The organism is Haladaptatus sp. CMSO5 (assembly GCF_036689885.1).
In the GTDB taxonomy this organism is placed as follows: Archaea; Halobacteriota; Halobacteria; order Halobacteriales; family Halococcaceae; genus QDMS2.
On record NZ_JBAHVW010000001.1, the window covers coordinates 1315093 to 1336875 of the forward strand.

Annotated in this window: 21 protein-coding genes; 6 read left to right on the top strand and 15 right to left on the bottom strand. The window is 61.8% G+C overall.

Annotated features, from left to right (window positions below; all coding sequences use genetic code 11):
- Positions 1 to 17: 17 nt before the first annotated feature.
- Positions 18 to 1391, bottom strand: a complete 1374-nt coding sequence (locus tag V5N12_RS06950; protein ID WP_332898428.1) for a geranylgeranyl reductase family protein — start codon at positions 1389 to 1391, stop codon at positions 18 to 20.
- A gap of 177 nt (positions 1392 to 1568) precedes the next feature.
- Between V5N12_RS06950 and V5N12_RS06955 the strand changes: the two genes are divergently transcribed.
- The gene (locus V5N12_RS06955; protein ID WP_332898429.1) at positions 1569 to 1730 is read left to right on the top strand and encodes a hypothetical protein; all 162 of its coding nucleotides are present in this window, start codon (positions 1569 to 1571) and stop codon (positions 1728 to 1730) included.
- Positions 1731 to 1749: 19 nt separating this feature from the next.
- Here V5N12_RS06955 and V5N12_RS06960 read toward each other — a convergent pair whose 3' ends face one another.
- Positions 1750 to 2613 (bottom strand): 2-oxoacid:ferredoxin oxidoreductase subunit beta, encoded by an 864-nt coding sequence (locus V5N12_RS06960; RefSeq protein ID WP_332898430.1) that lies wholly within the window; start codon positions 2611 to 2613, stop codon positions 1750 to 1752.
- The gene (locus V5N12_RS06965; protein WP_332898431.1) at positions 2610 to 4373 is read right to left on the bottom strand and encodes a 2-oxoacid:acceptor oxidoreductase subunit alpha; all 1764 of its coding nucleotides are present in this window, start codon (positions 4371 to 4373) and stop codon (positions 2610 to 2612) included. Before V5N12_RS06965 ends, V5N12_RS06960 begins: the two co-directional genes overlap by 4 nt.
- A 99-nt stretch (positions 4374 to 4472) precedes the next feature.
- Here V5N12_RS06965 and V5N12_RS06970 point away from each other — a divergent pair, with 99 nt between their 5' ends.
- Positions 4473 to 5108: an FAD-dependent oxidoreductase gene (locus V5N12_RS06970; RefSeq protein WP_332898432.1), complete on the top strand. Its 636-nt coding sequence runs from the start codon at positions 4473 to 4475 to the stop codon at positions 5106 to 5108.
- Between the two features lie 39 nt (positions 5109 to 5147).
- Positions 5148 to 5729, top strand: a complete 582-nt coding sequence (locus tag V5N12_RS06975) for an NUDIX hydrolase (RefSeq protein WP_332898433.1) — start codon at positions 5148 to 5150, stop codon at positions 5727 to 5729.
- Here the strand turns inward: V5N12_RS06975 and V5N12_RS06980 are convergent.
- The 10 genes from V5N12_RS06980 to V5N12_RS07025 all read right to left on the bottom strand — a co-directional run bounded on the left by V5N12_RS06980 (position 5688) and on the right by V5N12_RS07025 (position 16484).
- Positions 5688 to 6305, bottom strand: coding sequence for a LysE family translocator (locus tag V5N12_RS06980; protein ID WP_332898434.1), 618 nt, complete (start codon positions 6303 to 6305; stop codon positions 5688 to 5690). The genes V5N12_RS06975 and V5N12_RS06980 overlap by 42 nt on opposite strands.
- 2 nt (positions 6306 to 6307) lie before the next feature.
- Positions 6308 to 6727, bottom strand: coding sequence for a VOC family protein (locus V5N12_RS06985; protein WP_332898435.1), 420 nt, complete (start codon positions 6725 to 6727; stop codon positions 6308 to 6310).
- A complete protein-coding gene (gene mce / locus V5N12_RS06990; RefSeq protein WP_332898436.1) occupies positions 6727 to 7110 on the bottom strand; it encodes a methylmalonyl-CoA epimerase in 384 nt (127 codons plus the stop codon). The genes V5N12_RS06985 and mce overlap by 1 nt, the downstream gene beginning before the upstream one ends.
- A gap of 47 nt (positions 7111 to 7157) precedes the next feature.
- Positions 7158 to 8840 carry an acyl-CoA mutase large subunit family protein gene (locus tag V5N12_RS06995; RefSeq protein WP_332898437.1) on the bottom strand — a complete coding sequence of 561 codons (1683 nt, stop codon included), beginning with the start codon at positions 8838 to 8840 and terminating at the stop codon, positions 7158 to 7160.
- A 136-nt stretch (positions 8841 to 8976) separates the two neighbouring features.
- The gene (locus tag V5N12_RS07000; protein WP_332898438.1) at positions 8977 to 10437 is read right to left on the bottom strand and encodes a TIGR00366 family protein; all 1461 of its coding nucleotides are present in this window, start codon (positions 10435 to 10437) and stop codon (positions 8977 to 8979) included.
- Positions 10438 to 10701: 264 nt separating this feature from the next.
- Complete coding sequence (locus V5N12_RS07005; RefSeq protein ID WP_332898439.1) at positions 10702 to 11685, bottom strand: quinone oxidoreductase family protein; 984 nt, start codon at positions 11683 to 11685, stop codon at positions 10702 to 10704.
- 33 nt (positions 11686 to 11718) lie between these two features.
- Positions 11719 to 12711, bottom strand: coding sequence for an asparaginase (locus V5N12_RS07010; protein ID WP_332898440.1), 993 nt, complete (start codon positions 12709 to 12711; stop codon positions 11719 to 11721).
- Positions 12708 to 13985 (bottom strand): amidohydrolase, encoded by a 1278-nt coding sequence (locus V5N12_RS07015; RefSeq protein WP_332898441.1) that lies wholly within the window; start codon positions 13983 to 13985, stop codon positions 12708 to 12710. Before V5N12_RS07015 ends, V5N12_RS07010 begins: the two co-directional genes overlap by 4 nt.
- 55 nt (positions 13986 to 14040) lie before the next feature.
- Positions 14041 to 15678: an acyl-CoA synthetase gene (locus tag V5N12_RS07020; RefSeq protein ID WP_332898442.1), complete on the bottom strand. Its 1638-nt coding sequence runs from the start codon at positions 15676 to 15678 to the stop codon at positions 14041 to 14043.
- A gap of 41 nt (positions 15679 to 15719) precedes the next feature.
- Positions 15720 to 16484 (bottom strand): enoyl-CoA hydratase/isomerase family protein, encoded by a 765-nt coding sequence (locus tag V5N12_RS07025; RefSeq protein WP_332898443.1) that lies wholly within the window; start codon positions 16482 to 16484, stop codon positions 15720 to 15722.
- Positions 16485 to 16558: 74 nt separating this feature from the next.
- On the opposite strand from V5N12_RS07025, the gene V5N12_RS07030 reads away from it, so the two are divergent.
- Both V5N12_RS07030 and V5N12_RS07035 read left to right on the top strand, forming a co-directional pair.
- Positions 16559 to 17716, top strand: a complete 1158-nt coding sequence (locus V5N12_RS07030; RefSeq protein ID WP_332898444.1) for a thiolase domain-containing protein — start codon at positions 16559 to 16561, stop codon at positions 17714 to 17716.
- The gene (locus V5N12_RS07035) at positions 17716 to 18033 is read left to right on the top strand and encodes a Zn-ribbon domain-containing OB-fold protein (RefSeq protein ID WP_332898445.1); all 318 of its coding nucleotides are present in this window, start codon (positions 17716 to 17718) and stop codon (positions 18031 to 18033) included. The genes V5N12_RS07030 and V5N12_RS07035 overlap by 1 nt, the downstream gene beginning before the upstream one ends.
- Before the next feature lie 6 nt (positions 18034 to 18039).
- Here the strand turns inward: V5N12_RS07035 and V5N12_RS07040 are convergent, their stop codons facing one another.
- Positions 18040 to 19545, bottom strand: a complete 1506-nt coding sequence (locus V5N12_RS07040) for an aldehyde dehydrogenase (RefSeq protein WP_332898446.1) — start codon at positions 19543 to 19545, stop codon at positions 18040 to 18042.
- 164 nt (positions 19546 to 19709) lie between these two features.
- Here V5N12_RS07040 and V5N12_RS07045 point away from each other — a divergent pair, with 164 nt between their 5' ends.
- On the top strand, positions 19710 to 21131 hold the full coding sequence (locus V5N12_RS07045; RefSeq protein WP_332898447.1) for a YjiH family protein: 1422 nt from the start codon (positions 19710 to 19712) through the stop codon (positions 21129 to 21131).
- On the opposite strand, the gene V5N12_RS07050 is transcribed toward V5N12_RS07045, so the two are convergent.
- A complete protein-coding gene (locus V5N12_RS07050) occupies positions 21132 to 21776 on the bottom strand; it encodes a helix-turn-helix domain-containing protein (RefSeq protein ID WP_332898448.1) in 645 nt (214 codons plus the stop codon).
- Between the last annotated feature and the right edge of the window lie 7 nt (positions 21777 to 21783).

The window sequence follows — 21783 nt, forward strand, 5'->3', positions numbered from 1 at the left end:
GATTGGGAAAGCGGAACTCAGTACTTCGGGGTCGCGCCTGTGATTCGGTACACGTCGTCCATCACGGCGTCGCGCGATTCGCGCCACGACTCGAACCCGCTCGGGTCGTCTGGGTACTCGTCGTACACGCTCCGCAGTTCGTTTGCCTTCTGTTGGACCTTATAGAGCTCGTAGAGGACGTTCCAGTGTCCGATGGTCTTGAGCGCGGTTTTGACTTTGAGGCCGAAACTCATCGATGCCGTGCCTTCTTTGCCAAGCGTGTCGAGGAGCTGTTGGCCCGGCAGCGCGCTGATGACCTTCACGAGTTCGTTCACGTCGTGGGCCCCACCGAAGATGTTGTAGATGTCCATCGCCGCAAACCGTTTGCCGAAGTCCTGCATCACGCGCTGGTTGTAGTTCCAGAGGTTTGCTTCGGTCACGTCGCCTTCGCTGATTGCGTCGATGGCTTCGAGCGCGGCCCAGTGGCCGGCTTTCGCCGCACCCGGAATGCCGCCGCCCGTCGTTGGGTTGACGTGGCCCGCGGCGTCGCCCACCGCGATGTAGCCGTTTGCGGTCGCAGAATCGTACGGCCGCCGGGTCGGCAGCGCCGCACCGAGCTTGTTCTTGATTTTCGCGCCGTCGAATTCAGGGCGCGAGCGAATGTCGTTTTTCAGCACCTCGACGAGCTTCATCGGCGGCTTGTTCATCTGGAAGCCAAGCCCGACGTTGATTTCCGTCGGCGAACGTGGGAAGTACCAGAGATAGCCAAGCTCTTCGGTTGGCTTGAACACGATGGCGTCGTGGTAGTCAACCGGCTCTTTCGTGATGAGCACTTCCCGGTAGGCAGAACAGAACTGTGAGTAGCTCACCTTGGTGTCGAAGGTGGTGTTCGAGAAGTCGACTTTGTCCTGGAGCAGTGAAAGGGAACCGGCGGCGTCGATGACGACATCTGCCTCGTAGTTTTTGACGTTCCCTTTTCGCGTCGTCGTGACGCCGGTGACCCGCCCGCTGTCGTTTTGGATGACATCGCGGACGACCGTGTCGTAGTGAATCTCTGCACCGGCGCGCTCTGCTTCTTCGAGCAGCACCTCGCCGTAGCGCTTGCGGTCTACGACGGCTCCCGGTGCCCGGAACGGGATGTCCAAGTGCGACTCGGTCAGCGGGTTCTCGAAGCGCGCTTTCAGGATGTTCTCGTTCGTGAACGATTCGGCCCGGAGATACTCGCGGTCGATGACGTCGGGGAACGTACTTTTCCCCTTGATTGCATCACCGCAGGCAATCATGCCACCATCCTCTCTTGACTTCCGCTCGAGAATAACGACGGAGAGACCCTCGTTTGCAGCCGTAGCGGCCGCAAAGGTCCCGGAGGTGCCACCCCCAACAATGATAATATCGTAGCGTTCGGCTGCCATTACACCCACTATACCGTCGGGTCTTAAAAAAACGATGTATGTGCCCCTGCTCTCGGGTCGTTTTCACTTTGTTTGCCTGTCGCACCTTCCGAAAATAGGTTAGATGGCCAACACATACTTGTTATTTGGGTAATATGTGTTCGAACAAGGCGTCGTATCGTCGGCGTCAAATCACCCATGGGACACATCAAACTCACCAATAGCCTCCTGAACCGAACCATTCCCGTAGACGGATTTACGGGCGTCATCACCGTTGACCTCTCTGGGGACAAACCGTGCGTAATCCTACCAGAACACGTCGAAGTAAAGCGAAAAGACGCACCGCTCACCGACGAATAAACAAAAAACTGGGTTTCGCTTAGTAGAACTCGCGGACGAGGTCCATTGCGCCTTCCGGCGGCTTGTCCTCGATTTGGGACATGTCCTCTGAGATGCCCCAGCGTTCCTCGAACGGAACCGAGTTCTCGTCTTTGTAGATGACACCCATGTACTCCTTTTCGGAGTCGAAGATGACGTCCTTCGCGGCGTCTTTGTCCGTTGGGTCGTGGTCTTCTTCTTTGAGGTCCACGAGCGAGTCGCGGAAGTAGTCGTAGGTGTCCACGTCGTTGAACGTGACACACGGACTGTAACAGTTGACGAACGCGAAGCCGGGGTGCTCGATTGCCTGTTTGATGATCTCTACGTGACGCAGCGCGTCAGAGGAGAACGATTGGGCGATGAACGTGCCACCCGCAGCGAGCGCGAGTGCGTGTGGGTTGACCGGGGCCTGCATCGGTCCATCGGGCGTCGTCGAGGTCTCGAAGTCCTCACGGCTGGTCGGGGAGGCCTGTCCCTTGGTCAGCCCGTAAATGCGGTTGTCCATCACGACGTACGTCATGTTGACGTTCCGGCGGACGGCGTGGACGAAGTGGCCCGCGCCAATCGAGAAGCCGTCACCGTCGCCACCCGCAACCATCACTTCGAGGTTCGGGTTTGCGAGTTTGGCACCGATGCCAACGGGGAGGGCGCGACCGTGGACGCCGTGCAGCGCGTAGCTGTGCATGTACGTCCCGATTTTGCCCGAACAGCCAATCCCGGCGACCAAGAACGTGTTGTCCGGGTCGTTGCCGGTTTCGGCGAGGCCTTTCATCATGCCGTTCATCGTCCCGAAGTCACCGCACCCGGGACACCAGGTCGGCTGCTTGTCGGATTTGAAATCAGTGAATCGAACGTCGGAGCTCATGGGGTTGCCTCCACAGACTCGGAGAGAGCCTGTTTAATTTTTGCTGCCAGCTCGTCTGCCTTGAAGCGGACACCGTTGTACTTGTTCAGGCGCTTTACGCGGCGAAGTGCGTCGTGTTCGATGAGGTCTGCGAACTGACCGGTCGCGTTACATTCGACGACGATAACGTCGTCTGCAGCGGCGATTTCCTCGGTCAGGTCTGGCCGTGGGAAGATGTACGGCACGGAGAGGAAGCGCACGGAGACGTCGTCTTCTTCGAGGAACTCCATCGCCTCGCGGATTGCGCCTTCGTTCGACCCCCACGAGATGACGAGATTACCGGAGTCTGCGTCACCGAACTCGCGTGGCGACCAGTCTTCGTTTTCGATTGCCGTCTCGACTTTGCGGTTGCGCTTGTCGACCTGTTCTACGCGCATATCCGTGTCCTCGGTACGACGACCGAGTTCGTCGTGTTCGAGACCAGTGGACATGTGCGCGCCGCCTTTCGTGCCGGGGAACGCGCGCGGCGAGACGCCGTCTTCGGTGAGCGCGTGTGGCTTGAACTGCTGTTTGTCGTTGACCCACTCGCCAAGGGACTCTTCGTCGACAACCTTGCCGCGGTCGATTTCGACCTTGTCCATGTCGAACTCTTCCGGTGGGAAGGTCTGTTCGCTCACGGCGAGCGCGAGGTCTGCGGCCAGATAGACCGGCGTCTGGTACTTTTCTGCTAAGTTGAACGCTTCGACGGTCTTGTGGAAACACTCGGAGATGCTCGTTGGCGTGAGGACGAAGCGCGGAATCTCGCCGTGGCCGCCGTAGAGCATCTGATTTAAGTCGCCTTGCTCTTGCTTGGTTGGCATCCCGGTGGACGGGCCAGAGCGCATGACGTTCGTGATGACGAGCGGCGTCTCGCTCGTTGCGATGAGGCCAAACGTCTCGGTCATGAGGTCGATGCCCGGCCCAGAGGTTGCGGTCATCGAACGGGCACCGGCGCGCGCCGCACCAAGGGCCATGTTGATGGCGGACAGTTCGTCCTCTGCCTGGACGACAGCGCCGCCGAACTGCTCTACGCGCCCGGTCATGTATTCCATGACGTTGGTCGCGGGCGTAATTGGGTAGCCAGCGTAGAACCGACAGCCAGCCGCGATTGCGCCCATGCCAATCGCCTCGTCACCGTTCAACAGCACGTAGTCTGCGTCGGTGGTTTCGAGGTCGTAATCGAGGTCTAAGTCGTAGTTCTCGCGGACGTACTCCTGGCCCGCGCGCGCGGCTTTCGAGTTGTTCTCGACGATGGAGCCACCTTTCTGTCCGAATCGCTTTTCGAGCGATTCATCGAGGTTCTCGATGGGGAACTCGGAGACTTCACACGCCGCGCCGAGAGCGACGATGTTCTGCATGATGGCTCCCCCGGCCTCTTCTGCGAGGCGGCGAAGCGGGACGTTCAGCCCAATCATGCCGTCTGGGGCTTCGAAGTCCTTCATCGTGGTTCGCTCACCGTCGTAGATGATGACCGAGCCCTCGTGGAGCTCTTCCATGTTCTCTTCGACCGTGCGTTGGGTCAGTGCAATCAGAATGTCGAGTCGGTCTACGACACTCTCGACGCGGTCGACCGAGGTTCGAATCTTGTATGCGGTGTAGCCACCACGAATACGCGATGCGAAGTCTTTGGATGTAAAGACGTGTCGGCCTGCGCGAGAGAGTGCCTGGGCGAAAATCTTCCCAGTGGAGTCGATTCCATCGCCGGCTTCACCGCCGATGGCCCAGTTCAGGTCCTCTGGCATTGTCGGTGATGGGTTTGCTGTACCGGTGCAAAAGGCTTCTGAATCAGTCAGTAAACTGGGAACGAAAGTGCATTTGCCGATAACCCACATGTGTGGGGTATGGAACCACGCGAAGTAACCGTCGCTGCGAATCGCCGCGTCGGCCCAGATACGGTCGCACTGGACGTGAAAACGCCGGATGGCTTCAGCGCAGAGCCCGGCCAGTTTGTCAAACTCACCCTTGACGTAGAGGGTGAATCCGTCTCACGCTTCTACACGCTCTCCTCTCCGAGCGTGACCGACACCTTCGAACTCACCGTCGGCATCGACCCCGAGGGAGATGTCGCCCCGCACATCGAAGCGCTCGAAGCCGGAGACACGGTCACCATCGCCGGGCCCTTCGGCAACGACTACTACGAAGGTGAGGCGCGCGTCGTCATCCTCGCAGGCGGCCCCGGCGTCGGGCCAGCAGTCGGCATCGCAGAGCGCGCGCTCGAAGAGGGCGGTGAAGCGGGCATCGTCTATCTCGACGACGAGCCCGTCCACGAAGCCCGCCTCACCGCGCTCGAAGAGCAGGGCGCAGCCGTGTTCATTCTCGACGCAGGCGAGTCGATGACCGACGCCGTTGCGTCGGTGCTGACCGGCGACGAACAGCTGTTCATCTACGGCTTTGCGGACTTCTTAGACGCCGCAACCGACGCCCTGCAGGCGGCAGGTGCAGACCCCGAAACCGCGAAAGTCGAGAACTTCGGCTGAGCCAGTAGCGTTTTCCTGCGCGCATCCAACGGTCGGTTCGTGTCCCACACCCCGCACGCAGAGCGAGAAGCCACGTGGCTCACAGACCGCCTGTGTGCCGACTACGGCGACCTGCCCGACGTGTACGAGGAGACACTGGCAATCTCGGGCGCGCGCTTTGACGGCTTCTGGGACTACGCTGAGGACGCCTTCGTCTCGGTGGCTGGCGCGCGCGTCGTAGACGAGGCGGGGCGTCTGCTCATGCTGCGCGACCGGGACGACCCGAACGACTGGACCTTCCCCGGTGGCGGAGTCGAACCTGACGACGAGTCGCTCGAAGCCGCGGCAGTGCGCGAGGTACGAGAGGAGACGGGCATCGAGTGTGAGCCGACCGGCGTGTGTCTCCCCTACCGCTTTTACTACACGACCGACACGCGCGACGAGACGATTCTCGCGTTCGGCGTGTTTTTCGACGCGATAGCCACCGGCGGCGCGTTCTCGACACCGAACGACGAGGTGCTAGAAGCGCGGTGGTTCGAGACGCCGCCGCCGCTCGACACCATCCCAGTGATGCTCCGGCCGACGGTCGAGGCGTGGGAGTCAGCGCAGGCCGGAGAGCGCACCGATGCCGAAGCCAAGTAGCACCACTCCTGCGGCGCGATTGACCCAGTGGAGCCACTGCGTCGTCACGCGCGCGCTGATGCGCGAGACGAGCGCTGCGAGTAACAGCCACCACGCGACCGACCCGAGAAAGACCCCCGCGACGAGTGCTCCGGCTTCGACCGCGGAGCCAACGGCCACGCTGTAGCCCGTGACGATGGCGACGAACGCGAGAATCGTGACCGGGTTCGAAAGCGTGAGCGCGAGCGTCGTGGTATAATCTGAGACGAGGCCACGGCCACTCGATTCGCCTGCTGGCTCGGTGGCCGGTGGCGCTCGGAGCGTCTGAACCCCGAGGCCAATGAGCAACAGCCCGCCAACCAGCCGCAACGGTGACGCATAAGCGAGCAGCAGCGACGAAATTGCCGTCACGCCAAAGGCAACAACCGCGCCATACATCGCGTCCGCAGACGCCGCACCAAGCCCCGAGACGACGCCCGAGCGCCAGCCGCGAGTCAGCGTCCGCTGGATACAGAGAATCCCGATTGGGCCAACCGGTGCGGCGATGGAGACGCCGAACACCGCCCCGAGCACGAACGTCTCAAGCGGTGCGGGCATTTTCAGGAATCGTCCGTCGGAATCGACCCATCGTAGGCGACGAACTCCACAGAGTGCCCGTCCGGGTCCTCGAAGTAGAGCGAGCGCCACTTGACCCAGCCGTGGGTCGTCGTCCGAACGTCGAGGCCCGCGGCTTCCAGTCGGTCTTTCTCCGAGTCGAAGTCCGCGAGGTCGATGGCGAAGGCGACGTGGTCCATCGTCGTGTGCCGTTTGTCGAGTCCCTCATACTCGTCCATCTCGGTGCGGTCGAACAGGACGAACACCTGCGTGTGCCCGCCGTAGGACTCACCGAGGTTGAAAAAGGCGTACGTGTCGCCGCGTTTCAGCAGGGACAAGCCGACTACGTTCTCGTAGAACGCGACCATCTCATCGAGCGATTCGGTGCGGAACGCGATTTCGCCGAGGGCTTTGACGGTGGGCATTAGTGTTGGACGAACTCGATGAGAATACCGCCAGTCGATTTTGGGTGGAGGAAGGCCACGTCATGGCCCCACGCGCCGGGGCGCGGCTCCTCGTCGATGAGCGTCACGCCGTGGTCGCGGGCGTTCTCAAGGGCGGCGTCGATGTCATCGGTCGCCAGCGCGAGGTGGTGGATGCCCGGGCCGTTCTTCTCGAGATAGCGCGACACCGTGCCCTCTTCGATTGGTTCGAGCAGTTCGAAATAGCCATCACTACAGTCTAAGAAGACGACGCGCAGGTCACCGAACTCCTCTTCGTGGACGGCGGGCATCGAAAACAGATCACCGTACAGGTCGATGAGCGCGTCTGCGTCGTCGGTGGCAATCCCCGCGTGGTCGAAGTGCATGGCTGACGTAGGGGCCGAACAGGTGATAAAATCGAGGGAGTGCGTACCTACAACGCCGCGCCGGGACGGTACTCACCGAACACGTCGCGCAGGGTGTTCGACACCTCGCCGGTCGTCGCGTACGCCTTCACCGCGTCGATGATGTACGGCATGAGGTTCTCGTCGCCTTCTGCGGCGTCTGTGAGTGCTTCGAGGGCGGCTTCGACCGCTTCCTCGTCGCGGTCTGCCTTCACGTCCTCTAACCGCGAAATCTGGCGGCGCTCGTCTTCCTCGGTCACTTCTTGGATGTCCGGCTGTGGGTCTTCGTCGACGCGATATTTGTTCACGCCGACGATGATGCGCTCTTCGTTTTCGATTTCCTTCTGGCGCTCGAAGGCCACGTCCTGAATCTGGCGCTGGACCCACTGGTCTTCGATTGCCTCGCGCATGCCGCCGCGCTCGTCTACGTCCTCGATGAGCGCCATCGCTTCCTCCTCTAAGGTGTCGGTCAGACTCTCGACGTAGTAGGAGCCTGCGAGGGGGTCGATGGTGTCGGCCGCGCCCGACTCGTGGGCGAGAATCTGCTGGGTGCGAAGCGCCGTCTGCACCGACTGTTCGGTCGGCAACGAGATGGCCTCGTCTTTCCCGTTAGTGTGGAGGCTCTGGGTGCCGCCGAGAACCGCCGCGAGCGCCTGATACGCCACCCGGACGACGTTGTTCTCGACCTGCTGGGCAGTCAAGGTCGAGCCGCCTGTTTGGGTGTGGAACTTGAGCTGCTTCGATTTCGGGTTCTGTGCGTCAAAGCGCTCTTCCATGATGCGCGCCCAGAGGCGGCGGGCGGCGCGGAACTTGGCGACCTCTTCGAAGATGTTGTTGTGGGCGTTGAAGAAAAAGGAGAGCTGTGGCGCGAAGTCGTCCACGTCGAGGCCCGCGTCCAAGGCGGCTTCGACGTACTCGATGCCGTCACCGAGCGTGAAGGCGAGTTCCTGTGCCGCGGTCGAACCGGCCTCGCGGATGTGGTAGCCAGAGATGGAAATGGTGTTGAATTTGGGGACTTCCTCCGCACAGAATTCGAAGATATCTGTGATGATGCGCATCGACGGCTCTGGCGGGAAGATGTAGGTGTTGCGCGCGACGTACTCTTTGAGGATGTCGTTTTGAATCGTCCCACGCAACTGCTCGCGAGAGACGCCCTGATTATCGCCAACGGCGATGTACATGGCGAGCAGGATGGAGGCGGGCGCGTTGATGGTCATACTCGTCGAAACCTCGTCGAGTGGAATCCCGTCGAACACCGTCTCCATGTCCGCGAGCGAGTCGATGGCGACACCGGACTTCCCGACTTCGCCCTGCGCCATCGTCGCGTCTGAGTCGTAGCCCATCTGCGTCGGCAAATCGAAGGCCATCGAGAGCCCGGACGACCCGCTGTCGAGGAGGTAGTTGAACCGCTCGTTGGTCGCTTCTGCGGTGGAGAATCCGGCGTACTGGCGCATCGTCCAGAGCCGCCCGCGATACATGGTGGAGTAGACGCCGCGCGTGTAGGGTTCCTGCGCAGGGAAGCCGATGTCTGCGTCGTAGTCGAGGTCTGCAATGTCGGCAGGCGTATAGAGACGCCTGACGGTCTGACCGCCCGTGTCGGTCGTGAACTCGTCTTCGCGCTCACCGAATCGCTCGACGGTCGGGGAGACCTGTGCGTCCTCCCACGTCTCTTTTTCCTCCCGAATCTGCGCAAGCTCGTCGGGGTCAAACATGAATAGAAGCGAGGTGACCCGCCGCCTTAAGGTTTGAGAGACCATCCCAACCTTGCCGTGAGCCTGCGGCTCGGTTTCGTGAGTGTGCGGTGAAAAGTACCCGAAAAATCGGGTGGTTAGTGGTCGAAAGTTGAGATTACGCTGCTGGGAGGCCGAGCATCACGGTCATGGTGATGGCCATGATGATGAAGCCGCCAACCATTGCGACCGTGGAGTAACCGATGATGTCACGGGCACGCAGGTTTGCGAGTGCCAGCAGTGGGAGCGCCCAGAACGGCTGCACCATGTTGGTGAGCTGGTCGCCCATCATCTCGATGAGGATTGCCGTTTCGAGTGGCATCCCGAGTTGTGCGGTGGTGTCGAGCAGGATTGGACCCTGTGCGACCCACTGGCCACCGCCGGATGGCACGAAGATGTTGACGATACCGGCGCTGATGAGGCCGATAACTGGCCACGTCGTTGGCGTGGCGATGGACGCGAAGAAGTTCGCGATAGTTGCGGTCAGCGCGGTGCCGGTGAGCAGTCCAGAGATACCCGCGTAGAACGGGAACTGGAAGATTATGCCACCGACGTTTTCGACGGATTCGTCCATCTGCTGGACGATGCGCTTTGGGGTGACCCAGAGAATCATCGCGAGGAAGATGAACATCGCGTTGATGCTGTTCAGCGTGAGGCTGGAAATGCCCCCTCCGCTGAGGACCCACGCGTCTATGACGTAGTAGAGTGGGAACAGCGCGATGACGAGTCCGAGAATCTTCGAATTGTTCAGTTTGTCTGCGAACGTGTTCGCTGCCACTCCGGGAACAGACTTTGTCTTCGATTCTTCTGCCACGCCGCCGTCGGTAGTGGCCTTGTCTCCGGACATCTGCCGGTAAACCTTGTCAGGCAGCGTTTTGATTTCGTCATCCTCTTTGGGGTGAAGTGCACCCATCAGCGGTGGGATGAGGACGAGCATGAGGCCAACCGTCACTAGGTTCACTGGGTGGCCAATGGTTCGACCGAGCGAGAAGCCATTCTCCATGACGTTCTCGTTCGGGAATTGCGCGAGTGCCGCTTCGAACGTTGGCGGGATGAGCGCTGGGTCGGCCATGATGAGCCCACTCGACGTGGTCAGCCCGGAGTGCCAAATCATGAGCGCGGTGTACCCGGCTGCGGCGAGCAGTGGGTAGTGAAGGTTCATCCCCTTCTCTCTGCCCTGATAGGCGACTTGTTTTGCCATCACCGCACCGACGATGAGGCCAAGTCCCCAGGAGATGAGGCCAGCGAGCATTCCGACGAACGAAACGAAGGCCACCGCCGTGAACGGGCTGGACGGAAGCTTTGCAATTCGTGCGAGGAATCTAGTTACTGCAGGTGATTTTGCGATAGCGTCTCCCATCATCAGCGTCACGGCGAACGCGGCCATGAAGCCAAGGAGCGTCCACACGCCACCGACCCAGGCGTCCATCGCGGCTGTTGGGGACGACCCAACAGCAATTGCACCACCAAATGCAAGTACTGTTAATATTATTACAAGAACGTACGGGTTTGGAACGTATCTCAGTGAAAGCTCTGCGAAAATGCCACCAAGACGACGTATTGGATCTGTGATTGCCATTACCTTACTGCACCGTGTTCATCCATTGAAGAAGTGCTATATAATGGTTTGGCACACGTTGTCACCAATCATATTGTTAATTGATTAAGAAATAATGTCGAAATAAAGATAATTCTGCAGAGAGTGTCCGGAATTATCATGCTACATTGCTGGATGCCACACACACAATATTTTCCAGAGTGGAATGGTCAGTTCAGTGGTTTTGTCCCAATGATTCTTCGTGTTCACACCGCTGATCATCACGAATTTCCTAAATGTAAAACATCAGTTAGTTACATTTATCACTATTTTTCCTAACACTCCCGATGTCGCGGCGTGTTTCATCGCAGCTGATGCCTCAGAAAGTGGGTAGGTTGCTTCGATACTCGGGCTAATTTCTCCGGTTTCGAGCAACGGCGAAACGGCGTCAAGAACCCGTCGCTGGTCATCCATTGACGCCATAATTGACATGAATCGCACATCCGCGTCGTCAAACATTGCAGCGAGCGATACCGATGGTGAGAGCGTCACGGGGGCACCTTGTCCGATGACGACGATGCGACCGCCACGACCAACCGCGGCGAGGTCGGTTTCGAGGTGTTTGGCGGCGTGGGCGTCGAGCACCACGTCTGCGGGCCGTCCGCCGAGAGCCTCGTGGACGGCGTCGGCCAACTCGTCCTCGCGGTAGTCGAGCACCGCATCCGCGCCCAGTCCGGTGACGAACTCGGTCGCTTCCGCGCCGTGGGCGGTACCGATAACGGTCGCGCCAGCACGAGCCGCGATTTGCACGGCAACGTGACCGACGCCACCACTCGCCCCGTGAACCAGACACGTCTCCCCGACTCGGAGGTCACCGCGCGTCACGAGCGCGCGCCACGCCGTCGTACAGACGAGCGCGGCGGCCGCACCCGTCTCGAAGGAAACGCCCTCGGGAAGCACGGCGAGTCGGTCTGCCGGAACCGCCGCAAACTCCGCGTACGTCCCGTCGTCTTGCCAGCCAAACCCGGTGCCGTACACGCGGTCGCCCGGTTCGAGACGGGTGACGCCCGCGCCGACTTCGTCGACGACGCCAGCGAGGTCAACTCCGCAGACGTGGGGGAGCCCCGCCGTTGGTTTGAGCAACCCCTCGCGGAGTTTGGCATCGATTGGGTTGACGCTCGCCGCCTCGATGGCGACGCGAACCTCGCCTGCCGCGGGTTCCGGGCGCGGAACCTCGTCGAGCGAGAGCACCGACTCGTCGCCGTAGTCGTGGTATCGAATAGCACGCATGGTGGGTGCTATGGAGAGCACCCGGAAAACGCTTCAGATGCCGGACATCGACGCACGTTCGACGTACTCGCGCACCTCGGCCGGATCGTCGCTCGCAGAGAGCGCGAGCGCGAGCGCGAGTCGCGCTTTGTGTGTCGGGAGGTCGCCGCCGAGTATCGCACCGTGGTCTTCGAGCGTGCGCGCGCCGCCACCCTTGCCGTAAATTCCGTTGACTGCGCCGCCGTGACACCGCGAAGTGACGACGACGGGGACGCCGTCTGCAATCGCGTCTGCGACGGCGGATTCGAGTGCAGGCGTGGTGTTTCCAAGGCCGGTTCCTTCGAGCACGAGACCGTCCACACCGGCATCGAGCGCGCGTTCGATTTGTCGCCCGTCGACGCCCGCGCCGCTTTTGACCATCTCGACGCTGGCGGTGATTTCACTCACTGGAATCGACACCGTCTCGCTTCCCGGCTGGCGGAAAAAGCGCACGTCCCCGCGCAGGAAGTTGGCAACGGGGCCAGCATCCGGCGCGTAGAACGTGTCGAGGTTGCTCGTGTGCCCCTTCGTTACGGTACGCGCCGAATAGAGGCTGTCAGCGAACGCGATGTACGCGCCGCCCGCTTTTCGAATGCGCTCGTTGGTCGCCGCACGAACCGCGGTGAGTAGGTTTGCAGGCCCGTCTGCGCCCGGCTCGTCCGGGCGTCGCTGTGCGCCCGTGAACACCACGGGAATCGTGTCGCCCGCGACCACGTCAACGAAGTAGGCCGACTCCTCCATCGTGTCCGTGCCGTGGGTGACGACGACACCGTCGGTGCCGTCTGTGGCGAGTTCTCCCACGCGCGCTGCGATCGCGGCAAGTGTCTCGAAGTTCATGGCGAAACTCGAAATCTGGGCGACTTCATCGACGCTGATGTCGGCGTAGTCAGTGAGTTCGGGAACCGCCTCGACGAGTTCGCCGCCTTCTTTCGTCGGAGTCGCGCCCGCGGACGTGCCGGTGCTCGCAATCGTGCCGCCTGTCGAGAGGACGGTAATGTGTGGGGTCATACTCGGTTTTCAAGTTCCAGCAGTGCGCCCGAGAGCACGTCGATGCCGACGAAGATGTCGTCCTCGTTCACGTCGAACGTCGCGGTGTGGTGGCCGCCGGGGTGGTCGGTGCCGATGATAGGGAACGCGGCGATGCCGCCGTTTTCCTTGACCGCTTTCATCAGGTAGGTGGCGTCCTCGCTCGCGCCGAAGTCCGCCCGGCGCACCAGCGACGTGACGCCCTCGACACTTTCTGCGGCGGTCGCAACGGCGTCAACGGCGGCGTCGTCGCTGTCCTCGCGCGGGGCGATGCTCAGCAGTTCGGTTTCGACTTCCACGTCGTGCATGTCGGCGGCCGCCCGGAGCGTGCGCTCGACTTTCTCGGTCATGTAGTCGAGCAGTTCGTTCGTCTCGGCGCGGATTTCGATGCCGAGTTCGCCGTCGTCGGCGATGACGTTCGTCGCCTCGCCTACGTCCGCCCAGCCGACGTTCACGCGCGTCAGGCCGTCTCGGTGGCGGGGAATCGCGTACAGATTCTGGATGGCCGTCCCGACCGCCTGCATGACGTTTCGGCCCTCGTTCGGTGCGAGTCCTGCGTGGGCCGACTCGCCCGTGAAGGTGACGCGCGATTGGCGAACGGCGAGCGGTTTGTCGCTCCCAGCAACCACTTCGCCGGAGGGGTGATTGAGGCCAATGTGGACGGCGAGGAGCGCTTCGACGTCGTCTACGAGCGGCGATTCGGACATCGGCTTGCCGCCACCGAGGACTTCCTCTGCGGGCTGGAAGAACACCTTGAGCGTGCCCGAAAAGTCGCTCTGCTGGATGGCTTCGATGGTGCCAAGCCCCATCGTCATGTGCGAGTCGTGGCCGCAGGCGTGCATCGCGCCGTCGTTCTCGGAACGGAAGCCTTCTTGGTTCGGATAGTGGCTCTCGTCGGTCGATTCGGGGCGCGGCAGGGCGTCGATATCCACGCGCAGGCCGAGCACGGGACCGTCGCCCTTCTCGATGACGGCGACGACGCCGGTGTGGCCGCCTTTCGTCTTTTCGAGCACGTCTTCGCGTGCGCCGTTTTCGCGCGCTTTCTCGAACCACTCATTGAGGACGGCGTCGTCGGGGACGCTCATCCGCGACTCGGAGACGAGCACGTCAGACCCAACGTGCAGTTCGTCTACGCCGAGCGCTTCGAGTTCGTCTACCAGCCGACTGGTCGTGAGAAATTCGCGCCACGACGGCTCCGGATAGCGATGGAACGTCCGTCGAATCTCGACTGCCCGGTCTCTGATTCCTTGGCTCATGGGTTCACCACCCACGATGCGAGAGAAGAATATAGTGTTCAGGGTGGCGGCGAGGTCACGCGGTCCGCGCGCGACTCCTGAGTTCGACGCGCCGAATCTTCCCGCTCGACGTTTTCGGCAGTTCATCGACGATGTGTACCCGCCGCGGGTAGGCGTGGCGCGCGAGTTTTCCTTTCACGAACGAGACGATGTCCTCGCGGAGGCCGGGACTCGCCTCAAACCCGCCACGGAGGACGACGAACGCCGTCACGACCTCGCCGCGCTGGTCGTCCGGCACGCCGATGACCGCCGCCTCCGCGACCGATTCGTGTTCGAGGAGCGTGCTCTCAACCTCGAAGGGGCCGATGCGATACCCAGAGGAGATGATAACGTCATCTGCCCGCCCGACGAACCAGTACACACCGTCCTCTTTGGTGACCGCGTCGCCGGTCAGGAAGTACTCCTCGCCGTCGAGCGTCGTCCACGCCTTCTCGGTCGCCTGCGGACGGTTCAGATAGCCAGAAAAGTACGTGCCGTCAGTGCGCTTGACCGCGAGTTCGCCCGTCTCACCTTCCGGGGCGCGCTCGCCATCGCCAAGCACTGCGACCTTGAAGCCGGGCAGTGGCGTTCCCATACTCCCTTGCACGAACTGCTCGGGTGCTGCGTGCTGGTTGCAGACGACCATGCCCGCTTCGGTGACGCCGTACTGGTCGTAAACGGGAACCGAGAGTTCGTCTTCGAACCACCGAACGACCTCTGGATTCAACGGTTCGCCCGCGCTGTTGCCACGTTCGAGCGCGAGATCGTACTGTTCGTGCAACTCGGCTTCGGCCATCAGCCCGCGATACGCGGTCGGGCTGCTCGCAAGCGTGGTGACGCCCGCGCGCTCCATCACGTCGTACCACGCCGTCGGGTCGAACTCACCCGCGTACATCACGTTCTGGACACCCATACTCACGGGCGCGACGCCCGCAGACAGCAGGCCGTACATCCAACCCGGGTCTGCTGCGCCCCAGAACACCTCATCGCCGGTGAGGCCCATGCCGTACCAGAGGTAGGGGTAGAGCGCGCCGAGCACGCGGTGGGTCAGGAGACAGCCCTTCGGCGGCCCCGTCGTGCCGGAGGTGTATTCGAGCGTGCACACGTCGTCTGCGCTCGTTTTGACCGTCTCGTGGCTGGTGGATTGGTCTGCGAGGAGGCTCTCGTGAGAGATGTCGTCGCCCTCTACGCCGACGCCCTCGCGGTCAAGCACGACGATGTGTTCGAAGCCGATTTCGTCCTCGACGGCGGCCACGCGGTCACGGTACTCGGGCGTCGTGAAAATCACGTCCACGTCGGCGTCCCCTGCCCGCGCCGCAATCGCATCGGGGCCGAAGGCGGTGAACAGTGGGACGTACACCGCGCCGGTTCGCCAGATGCCGAGAAAAAGCGGATAGAGTTCTGGAACCCGGGGAATCAGCGTCGCCACGGGGTCGCCGCGTTCGACGCCGAGGTCCACGAGGGCGTTTGCCACCTTCGAACTCTCGGCTTCGAGGTCTTCGTAGGTCTGTTCGACTGCCTCGCCATCTGCGCCGAACCACGAGAGTGCCGTGCCGCGCCCGACGTTCCGTGTCACGACTTCGTGGGTGATGTTGAGTGCTGCGGGTGCGTCCCAATCGAACTGTGCCCAAACCGCCTCCCAAGAGAACTCGTTGGCTGCTGGAATGCCCGTCATGGCTGCAGGTTTTCACCTCCAGAACTATGTGTGTGTTGTTCTCATTCAGCATAGTCCGGGTCGCGCTTTTCGAGAAACGAGAGCGCCCCTTCGTGTGCCTCCGGCCCGGCGAACAGGTAGCCAAGCCCGGTTCGCATCGCGTCGTTTTCACCCGCGAACTTGAGGCTCGTGTTCAGCCACGCTTTGGTCGTCTCAATGGCGGGCGGCGACCCACGTTTGAGGTTCGCCACGAGCGATTCGACGGTTTCGTCTACCTCATCGCCCGAAACGGCTCTGGCGAACAGTCCCCACTCTGTGGCCTCCTCACCGGAGAGCGTGCGCCCCGCGAGCGCGAGGTCGGCGGCGCGCTGGCGGCCAATCATCCGCGCGAGGCGCTTTGCGCCGTAGAACGGGTACGCCCCAATCTGCACCTCCGGCAGGGCGTATTCGGCGTCTTCGGGGACCACGGTGAGGTCACACGCGAGGAGCAACTCGAAGCCGCCGCCGTAGGCCGAACCATTGGCTTTCCCGACCACGGGCATCGGTGCGTCTTCAATCGCGCCAAAGCAGTCTAAGGCAATTTTGGTGAGTTCACGCACTGCTCGCGTGTCGTCGATGTCGCGCAGCGTGGCGATGTCGTCGCCCGCACAAAAGACGCGTCCTTCGCCCGTGAGCACCGCGACGCGCGCGCCGTCTCGGTCTGCTCGGGTGAGCAAGTCGTCTACGGCTTCCCACATTTCGAGCGTGAGCGCGTTCAGCTTCTCCGGCCGTGAGAGGGTAATCGTCGCAACGCCGGCTTCGAGGTCGTAGGTGACGTGGTCGGTCATACGCCACACTCCACGGCCACGGTGATAAACGGTAACACAGGTAGGCTTATTCGCCTCCACCGGAAGCTAGCACCATGAGAGATGTGAGTATCGTTGGCATGGGCACGACCGAGTTCGGGGTGCTCGATGCTGGCGTCAAAGACCTCGGGGTACGGGCCGTCTCACGGGCATTGCGCTCGTGTGACGTGAGTAGGGCAGACGTCGATGCGCTGTATCTCGGCAATTTCGTCGCGGGGATTCTCGAAGGGCAAGAGAACATCGCGCCGCTCGTCGCAGACAGCGTGGGACTCACGGGTATTCCCACGATGAAAACCGAAGGTGCGTGTGCGAGTTCGGGTATCGCCCTGCGGCAAGCCTATCAGGCCGTCGCCACTGGCGTCCACGACGTGGTGGTCGTCGCGGGCGTTGAGAGCATGACGAGCGCCGAAACCACGGAGTTCACCCGCGCGCTCAACAGCGCCGCAGACACCCAAACCGAAGGGAAAACCGGCCTCACCTTCCCCGGCTTCTACGGCCTCTGGCTTGACCGCTATACGTACGAACACGGGACGACCCGCGAGGAGGTGGCCGCGATTCCAGTGAAAAATCGCAAAAATGGGGCGACCAATCCACGAGCGCGATTCCGCGACCCAATCACCATCGACGATGTCGTCGAGTCCAGACTGGTCGCAGACCCGCTGCGTCTCTACGACTGTTGTCCGGCCGCAGACGGCGGCGCAGCGCTCGTCATCGCCGCGAGCGACCGAGCGCGCGAGTTGACCGATACACCAATTCAGGTGCTCGGGAGCGGCCACGCGAGCGGGCGAAGCGGCGCGTATCGCTACGACGACCTGACCACGCTCGACGCGACGGTCACCGCCGCGACCGACGCCTACGCGCAGGCGAACATTTCACCGACCGACCTTGACGTGGTCGAACTCCACGACTGCTTCAGCGCCGCAGAAATCGGCGACTCAGAAGACCTCGGGCTGTTCGAGAAAGGCGAGGGAGCAACGGCGGCCGCAGAGGGTATAACCGCGGTCGATGGCGACGTGCCAATCAACCCGAGTGGGGGCCTGCTCTCGAAAGGGCATCCGGTCGGCGCGACGGGTATCGGGCAGGTGTACGAAGCTTGTCTCCAACTGTTCGGCGAACACGAAAATCAGGTCGAGGGCGCGGAACTCGCGCTCACCCACAATCTCGGTGGGAGCGGCGCAGTCTGTACGGTCACCGTCCTCGGGAGGGATGCGTGATGCCCGCGTTCCCCGCCACCGAGTGCGCCGACTGTGGCGAACTGTATGGCTTCCCGGTCGTCGCCTGCCGCGCCTGCGGGAGCGAGTCGTTCGAGGCTCACGACGTAGTCGGGTCGGGAACCGTCTACGCCCGGACGACCATCCGCGTGCCCGGCGCAGACCATCAGGGCCAAGAGCCGTTCGAGGTGTGCGTCGTCGACCTCGCAGCCGACATCCGCATCACCGCACGGGTTCTCGACAACCCCGGCCTTTCTCCGGGCGACTCGGTACAGTTTGTCGAAGCCCGCGACGGCGTTTTCTTCTTTGAGGCGGCCTGACGCGGCTTATTCGAGCACGAACGGGTCACCCACTTCGCCCGCGTGGTTGTACCAGACGCTTTTGGTCTGGTAGTACTCCTCTAAGCCTTCGCGGCCGTTCTCGCGGCCGAGGCCGCTCGCCTTGTAGCCGCCAAACGGCGAGTTCGGCGCGATGAGACGATACTCGTTCACCCACACCGTCCCGGCCTCGACAGTTTCGACGAACTCGTTTGCGCGGTCCATGTCTTGGGTCCAAATGGCCGCCGCGAGGCCGAAGTCGGTGTCGTTGGCGATTTCGAGCGCCTCGTCTAAGCTCGAAAATGAGATGACGCTCGCAACGGGGCCGAAAATCTCCTCGCGGGCGACGGTCATGTCGTTTTCCACGTCCACGAACACCGTTGGCTGGATGAAACACTCACCCGGCTGGTCTGCGGGCATCTCGCCGCCAATTTCGAGCGTTGCGCCCTCTTCGAGTCCGGACTGGACGTACTTGTGGACGGTCTCCCACTGCCCGCGGAAGGCGACCGGCCCCATCTGTGTGTCCATGTTCCGGGGGTCGCCCATCTTGATGTCGCCCGCCCGTTCGGTCAGTTTCGACACGAACTCCTCGTGAACGTCTTCGTGGACGAGCACGCGCGACCCCGCCATGCAGGTCTGGCCCGTCGCGGCGAAAATCCCCTTCATCACGCCGTTTACCGCGTCATCAAGGTTGGCGTCAGAGAAGATGACGTTCGGACTCTTCCCGCCGAGTTCGAGCGAGACTTTGGTGAGGTTCTCGCCCGCCGCTTTCGCCACTTTGCGCCCGACTGCGGTGCTCCCGGTGAATGCGAGTTTGTCCACGTCCGTGTGTGCGGTGAGCGCCGCGCCGGTCTGCCCCTGCCCGGGTACGACGTTGTACACGCCGTCTGGTAAGTCGGTGTGCTCGTAGATGAGTTCCACAAATCGGAGCGCGCTCACGGGCGTCTCCTCGCTCGGTTTGTGGACGAACGTGTTGCCCGCTGCGAGCGCGGGAGCGAGTTTCCATGCCGTCAGGAGTAACGGCGAGTTCCACGCCGTAATCGCGCCGACGACGCCGAACGGCTCGTGGCGGATGTAGTTGAACATCTGCCCGTCTTTCTTATCGACGGGAATCGTGCGCCCGGATTCGACCTCCTCTGCGATGCGGCCGTAGTAGCGATACCACTCCCCCAACCCGCTCAGTTGCTCTTTCATCTCGCGCAGCAGCTTGCCGTTCTGGAGCGTTTCGAGTTCGGCGAGTTCGTCTGCGTGCGCGTCGATGGTGTCGGCGATTTGGTTCAGGATGACGCGTCGGTCGCTCGGCTTGGTGTCTCGCCACTCGTCGCGCTCAAAGGCGGCACGTGCCGCGGCGACAGCGTCGTCTACGTCTTCTTCGGTCGCATCTGGGACGGTCGCCCACACCGTCCCGTCGTACGGGAACGACACCTCGATGCGGTCGCCGCCGTGGGATGCCCGGAACGCACCGTCAATGAACAACTCGTAGTCTGTGACCCCCTCGATGTCTGTTGTTGACATGGCTCAATTGAGTGGTTCAGGTACTCGTTAATAAGCGCATGGACAACTGCAAGACAGGCGACTGAATCGTGACAAATACGTACGATTACTGCAGGAGGCACAGTTAAACTACCCTCCATACGGAAATCGAACGTCTATGCAATACGTTCACATTGGACGGGAGTATGGCTACTGAAGGCGGCAGAACGTGGACGGTCGACGGCGACCAACGGGCACGGAGTATCGAGGAGATTGACTTACACGACTTGGCGATGCAGCCGGTGCTGAAATTCCTTCTCGCCTTCCTCATCGGCGGCGTGTTCTTCCTGCTGCCGGTTCGCTACGGCGGCGAAATCACGGTTCCTTTCGACATCGCGGTGAGCTACATCACCGAAACCTTCCCCGGCGCAGTCGGCGTCTACGCGCTGGCGATTATCGTCGCCGGCGGCGTGTTGACGACGCTTGCGATGCTCACCGACGAACCGATTGCAGGCGTTGACCTCTCGTACTTCGAGACCTCGGTCGTGTTCTGGATGCTCCGGCTTGCGGGACTCGTCCTCGCCCCCATCATGTTCTTCAACCTCGGCCCGGCGTGGCTTCACACGCCCGGCACGGGTGGATTGATGTGGGGGACGCTCGTCTACAGCGTCGGCATCATCATCCCCATCGGCGCGGTGTTCATCACCATCTTCGTCGAACTCGGCGGCCTCGAATTCGTAGGCACTCTCTCGCGGCCGGTGATGAAGCCGCTATTCAAGGTGCCCGGCCGCGCCGCCCTCGACAGCCTCGCGTCGTGGGTTGGCTCCTACAGCGTCGGCCTCTACGTCACGCGAAACGTGTTCGAACAGGGTGGCTATCACAAGCGCGACGTGTTCACCATCGCAACCTGCTTTTCGACGGTGAGCATTGGCTTCGTCGGCGTCGTTGCCGCTACCCTCGACATGCTTGCACTGTTCCCCGTCATTTTTGGCGCGTACTTCGTTTGCGTCGTTCTCACGGGTATCATCCTCGTCCGGATCCCACCCATCTCCACGACGCCGAAAGAGTACATCGCAGAGCCGGACCCAGAAGTCGGCTTCACCGGCTCACTCGTAGACTATGCCCGCTTTGCGCTCTCTGAAGCTGTCAAAAAGGCGGACGAGGGTGAATCGTTCCTTGAAGCCGCAACCCGCGGGTTCGTCGATGGTCTCAAACTTACGAGCCTCATCTTGGGAACCATCCTCGCCGTTGGCTTGGCAGCCACCCTGCTGTCTGCAAACACGCCCGTCTTCGACATCCTCGGGCGGCCCTTGGTTCCCATTATCGCTGCCCTCGGCATCCCGAACGCCGCCGCAGTCGCACCCGCGACCATCGTTGGCATCACGGAGATGTACGTCCCCGTCTTACTTGTGACCGAGACCGCGCCGATGGCGAAGTTCTTCATCGCCGTCCTCGCCGTGTCCCAGCTCATCTTCTTCTCCTCGGTGGGACCGATGATTATGGACATGTTCAGCGACGTGCCGATTCGCTTTCGCGACCTCGTGGGGTTGTTCGTCATCCGGACGGTCATCCTCGTCCCGGTCATCGCCGGGATGACCCATCTCGTCGCGGCATTGGGCCTGCTTTAATCAGAGAAATTCGACCAGCATATCCGCAAATTTCTGTTCTGCGCGTCTGAGGTGGTGTTCGACGGTTCGCCGTCCCACGCCGACTTGGTCTGCGATTTCAGTTGTCGTCGTCCCCCGAGGAATTTCATAGTACCCGCCCTCGTGGGCCGCGAGGAACACCTCGCGCTGGCGAGCGGAGAGTGTCGGAAGCGCCGATTCAATCGACATGAGCGGCGTGTCCGAGGCGATGCTTTCGAGTTCCTGTTTCGATTCGACCGTCACCTGCTGGTCTGCGGTAATCGCCCGATAAAACGCCGTGAGATTCGTCGAGTCGAGGGCCAGCACGCGCACTATTTTCGCCCCCTTCTCGTAGCGAAGCGGCGGCAACAGCAAGCAGTCGTGGTCGGCGAGATACGATTCGATGTAGTCTGTGCCGTGTTCTTTCAGACAGGCGTTCGTGATGATGACTTGGTCTGCGCCGTTATCGATTCGCTCACGCATGCCCACCTCCGCTTCGACGCGCGCGAGCACGTCGTCCGTGTGCTCGCCAGTCAGGTGCAGGAGGTCACAGTGGTCGTTACACCAGAGTTCGATTTCCGTGTCGTTTCGCGCAGTTGCCCGGGCGTACGGGCCGCTTCCTGTGATACGGAACACGGCTTTGTACATGCGGCCA

Coding starts and splice junctions, on each gene's coding strand:
- V5N12_RS07005 (WP_332898439.1), bottom strand. CDS start 11,685: ATGCGTGCTATTCGATACCACGACTACGGCGACGAGTCGGTGCTCTCG.
- V5N12_RS07015 (WP_332898441.1), bottom strand. CDS start 13,985: ATGAGCCAAGGAATCAGAGACCGGGCAGTCGAGATTCGACGGACGTTC.
- V5N12_RS06970 (WP_332898432.1), top strand. CDS start 4,473: ATGGAACCACGCGAAGTAACCGTCGCTGCGAATCGCCGCGTCGGCCCA.
- V5N12_RS06995 (WP_332898437.1), bottom strand. CDS start 8,840: ATGTTTGACCCCGACGAGCTTGCGCAGATTCGGGAGGAAAAAGAGACG.
- V5N12_RS06980 (WP_332898434.1), bottom strand. CDS start 6,305: ATGCCCGCACCGCTTGAGACGTTCGTGCTCGGGGCGGTGTTCGGCGTC.
- V5N12_RS07025 (WP_332898443.1), bottom strand. CDS start 16,484: ATGACCGACCACGTCACCTACGACCTCGAAGCCGGCGTTGCGACGATT.
- V5N12_RS07045 (WP_332898447.1), top strand. CDS start 19,710: ATGGCTACTGAAGGCGGCAGAACGTGGACGGTCGACGGCGACCAACGG.
- V5N12_RS07030 (WP_332898444.1), top strand. CDS start 16,559: ATGAGAGATGTGAGTATCGTTGGCATGGGCACGACCGAGTTCGGGGTG.
- V5N12_RS07040 (WP_332898446.1), bottom strand. CDS start 19,545: ATGTCAACAACAGACATCGAGGGGGTCACAGACTACGAGTTGTTCATT.
- V5N12_RS06985 (WP_332898435.1), bottom strand. CDS start 6,727: ATGCCCACCGTCAAAGCCCTCGGCGAAATCGCGTTCCGCACCGAATCG.
- V5N12_RS07000 (WP_332898438.1), bottom strand. CDS start 10,437: ATGGCAATCACAGATCCAATACGTCGTCTTGGTGGCATTTTCGCAGAG.
- V5N12_RS07020 (WP_332898442.1), bottom strand. CDS start 15,678: ATGACGGGCATTCCAGCAGCCAACGAGTTCTCTTGGGAGGCGGTTTGG.
- V5N12_RS06960 (WP_332898430.1), bottom strand. CDS start 2,613: ATGAGCTCCGACGTTCGATTCACTGATTTCAAATCCGACAAGCAGCCG.
- V5N12_RS07050 (WP_332898448.1), bottom strand. CDS start 21,776: ATGTACAAAGCCGTGTTCCGTATCACAGGAAGCGGCCCGTACGCCCGG.
- mce (WP_332898436.1), bottom strand. CDS start 7,110: ATGCACTTCGACCACGCGGGGATTGCCACCGACGACGCAGACGCGCTC.
- V5N12_RS06955 (WP_332898429.1), top strand. CDS start 1,569: ATGGGACACATCAAACTCACCAATAGCCTCCTGAACCGAACCATTCCC.
- V5N12_RS06950 (WP_332898428.1), bottom strand. CDS start 1,391: ATGGCAGCCGAACGCTACGATATTATCATTGTTGGGGGTGGCACCTCC.
- V5N12_RS07035 (WP_332898445.1), top strand. CDS start 17,716: ATGCCCGCGTTCCCCGCCACCGAGTGCGCCGACTGTGGCGAACTGTAT.
- V5N12_RS06965 (WP_332898431.1), bottom strand. CDS start 4,373: ATGCCAGAGGACCTGAACTGGGCCATCGGCGGTGAAGCCGGCGATGGA.
- V5N12_RS07010 (WP_332898440.1), bottom strand. CDS start 12,711: ATGACCCCACACATTACCGTCCTCTCGACAGGCGGCACGATTGCGAGC.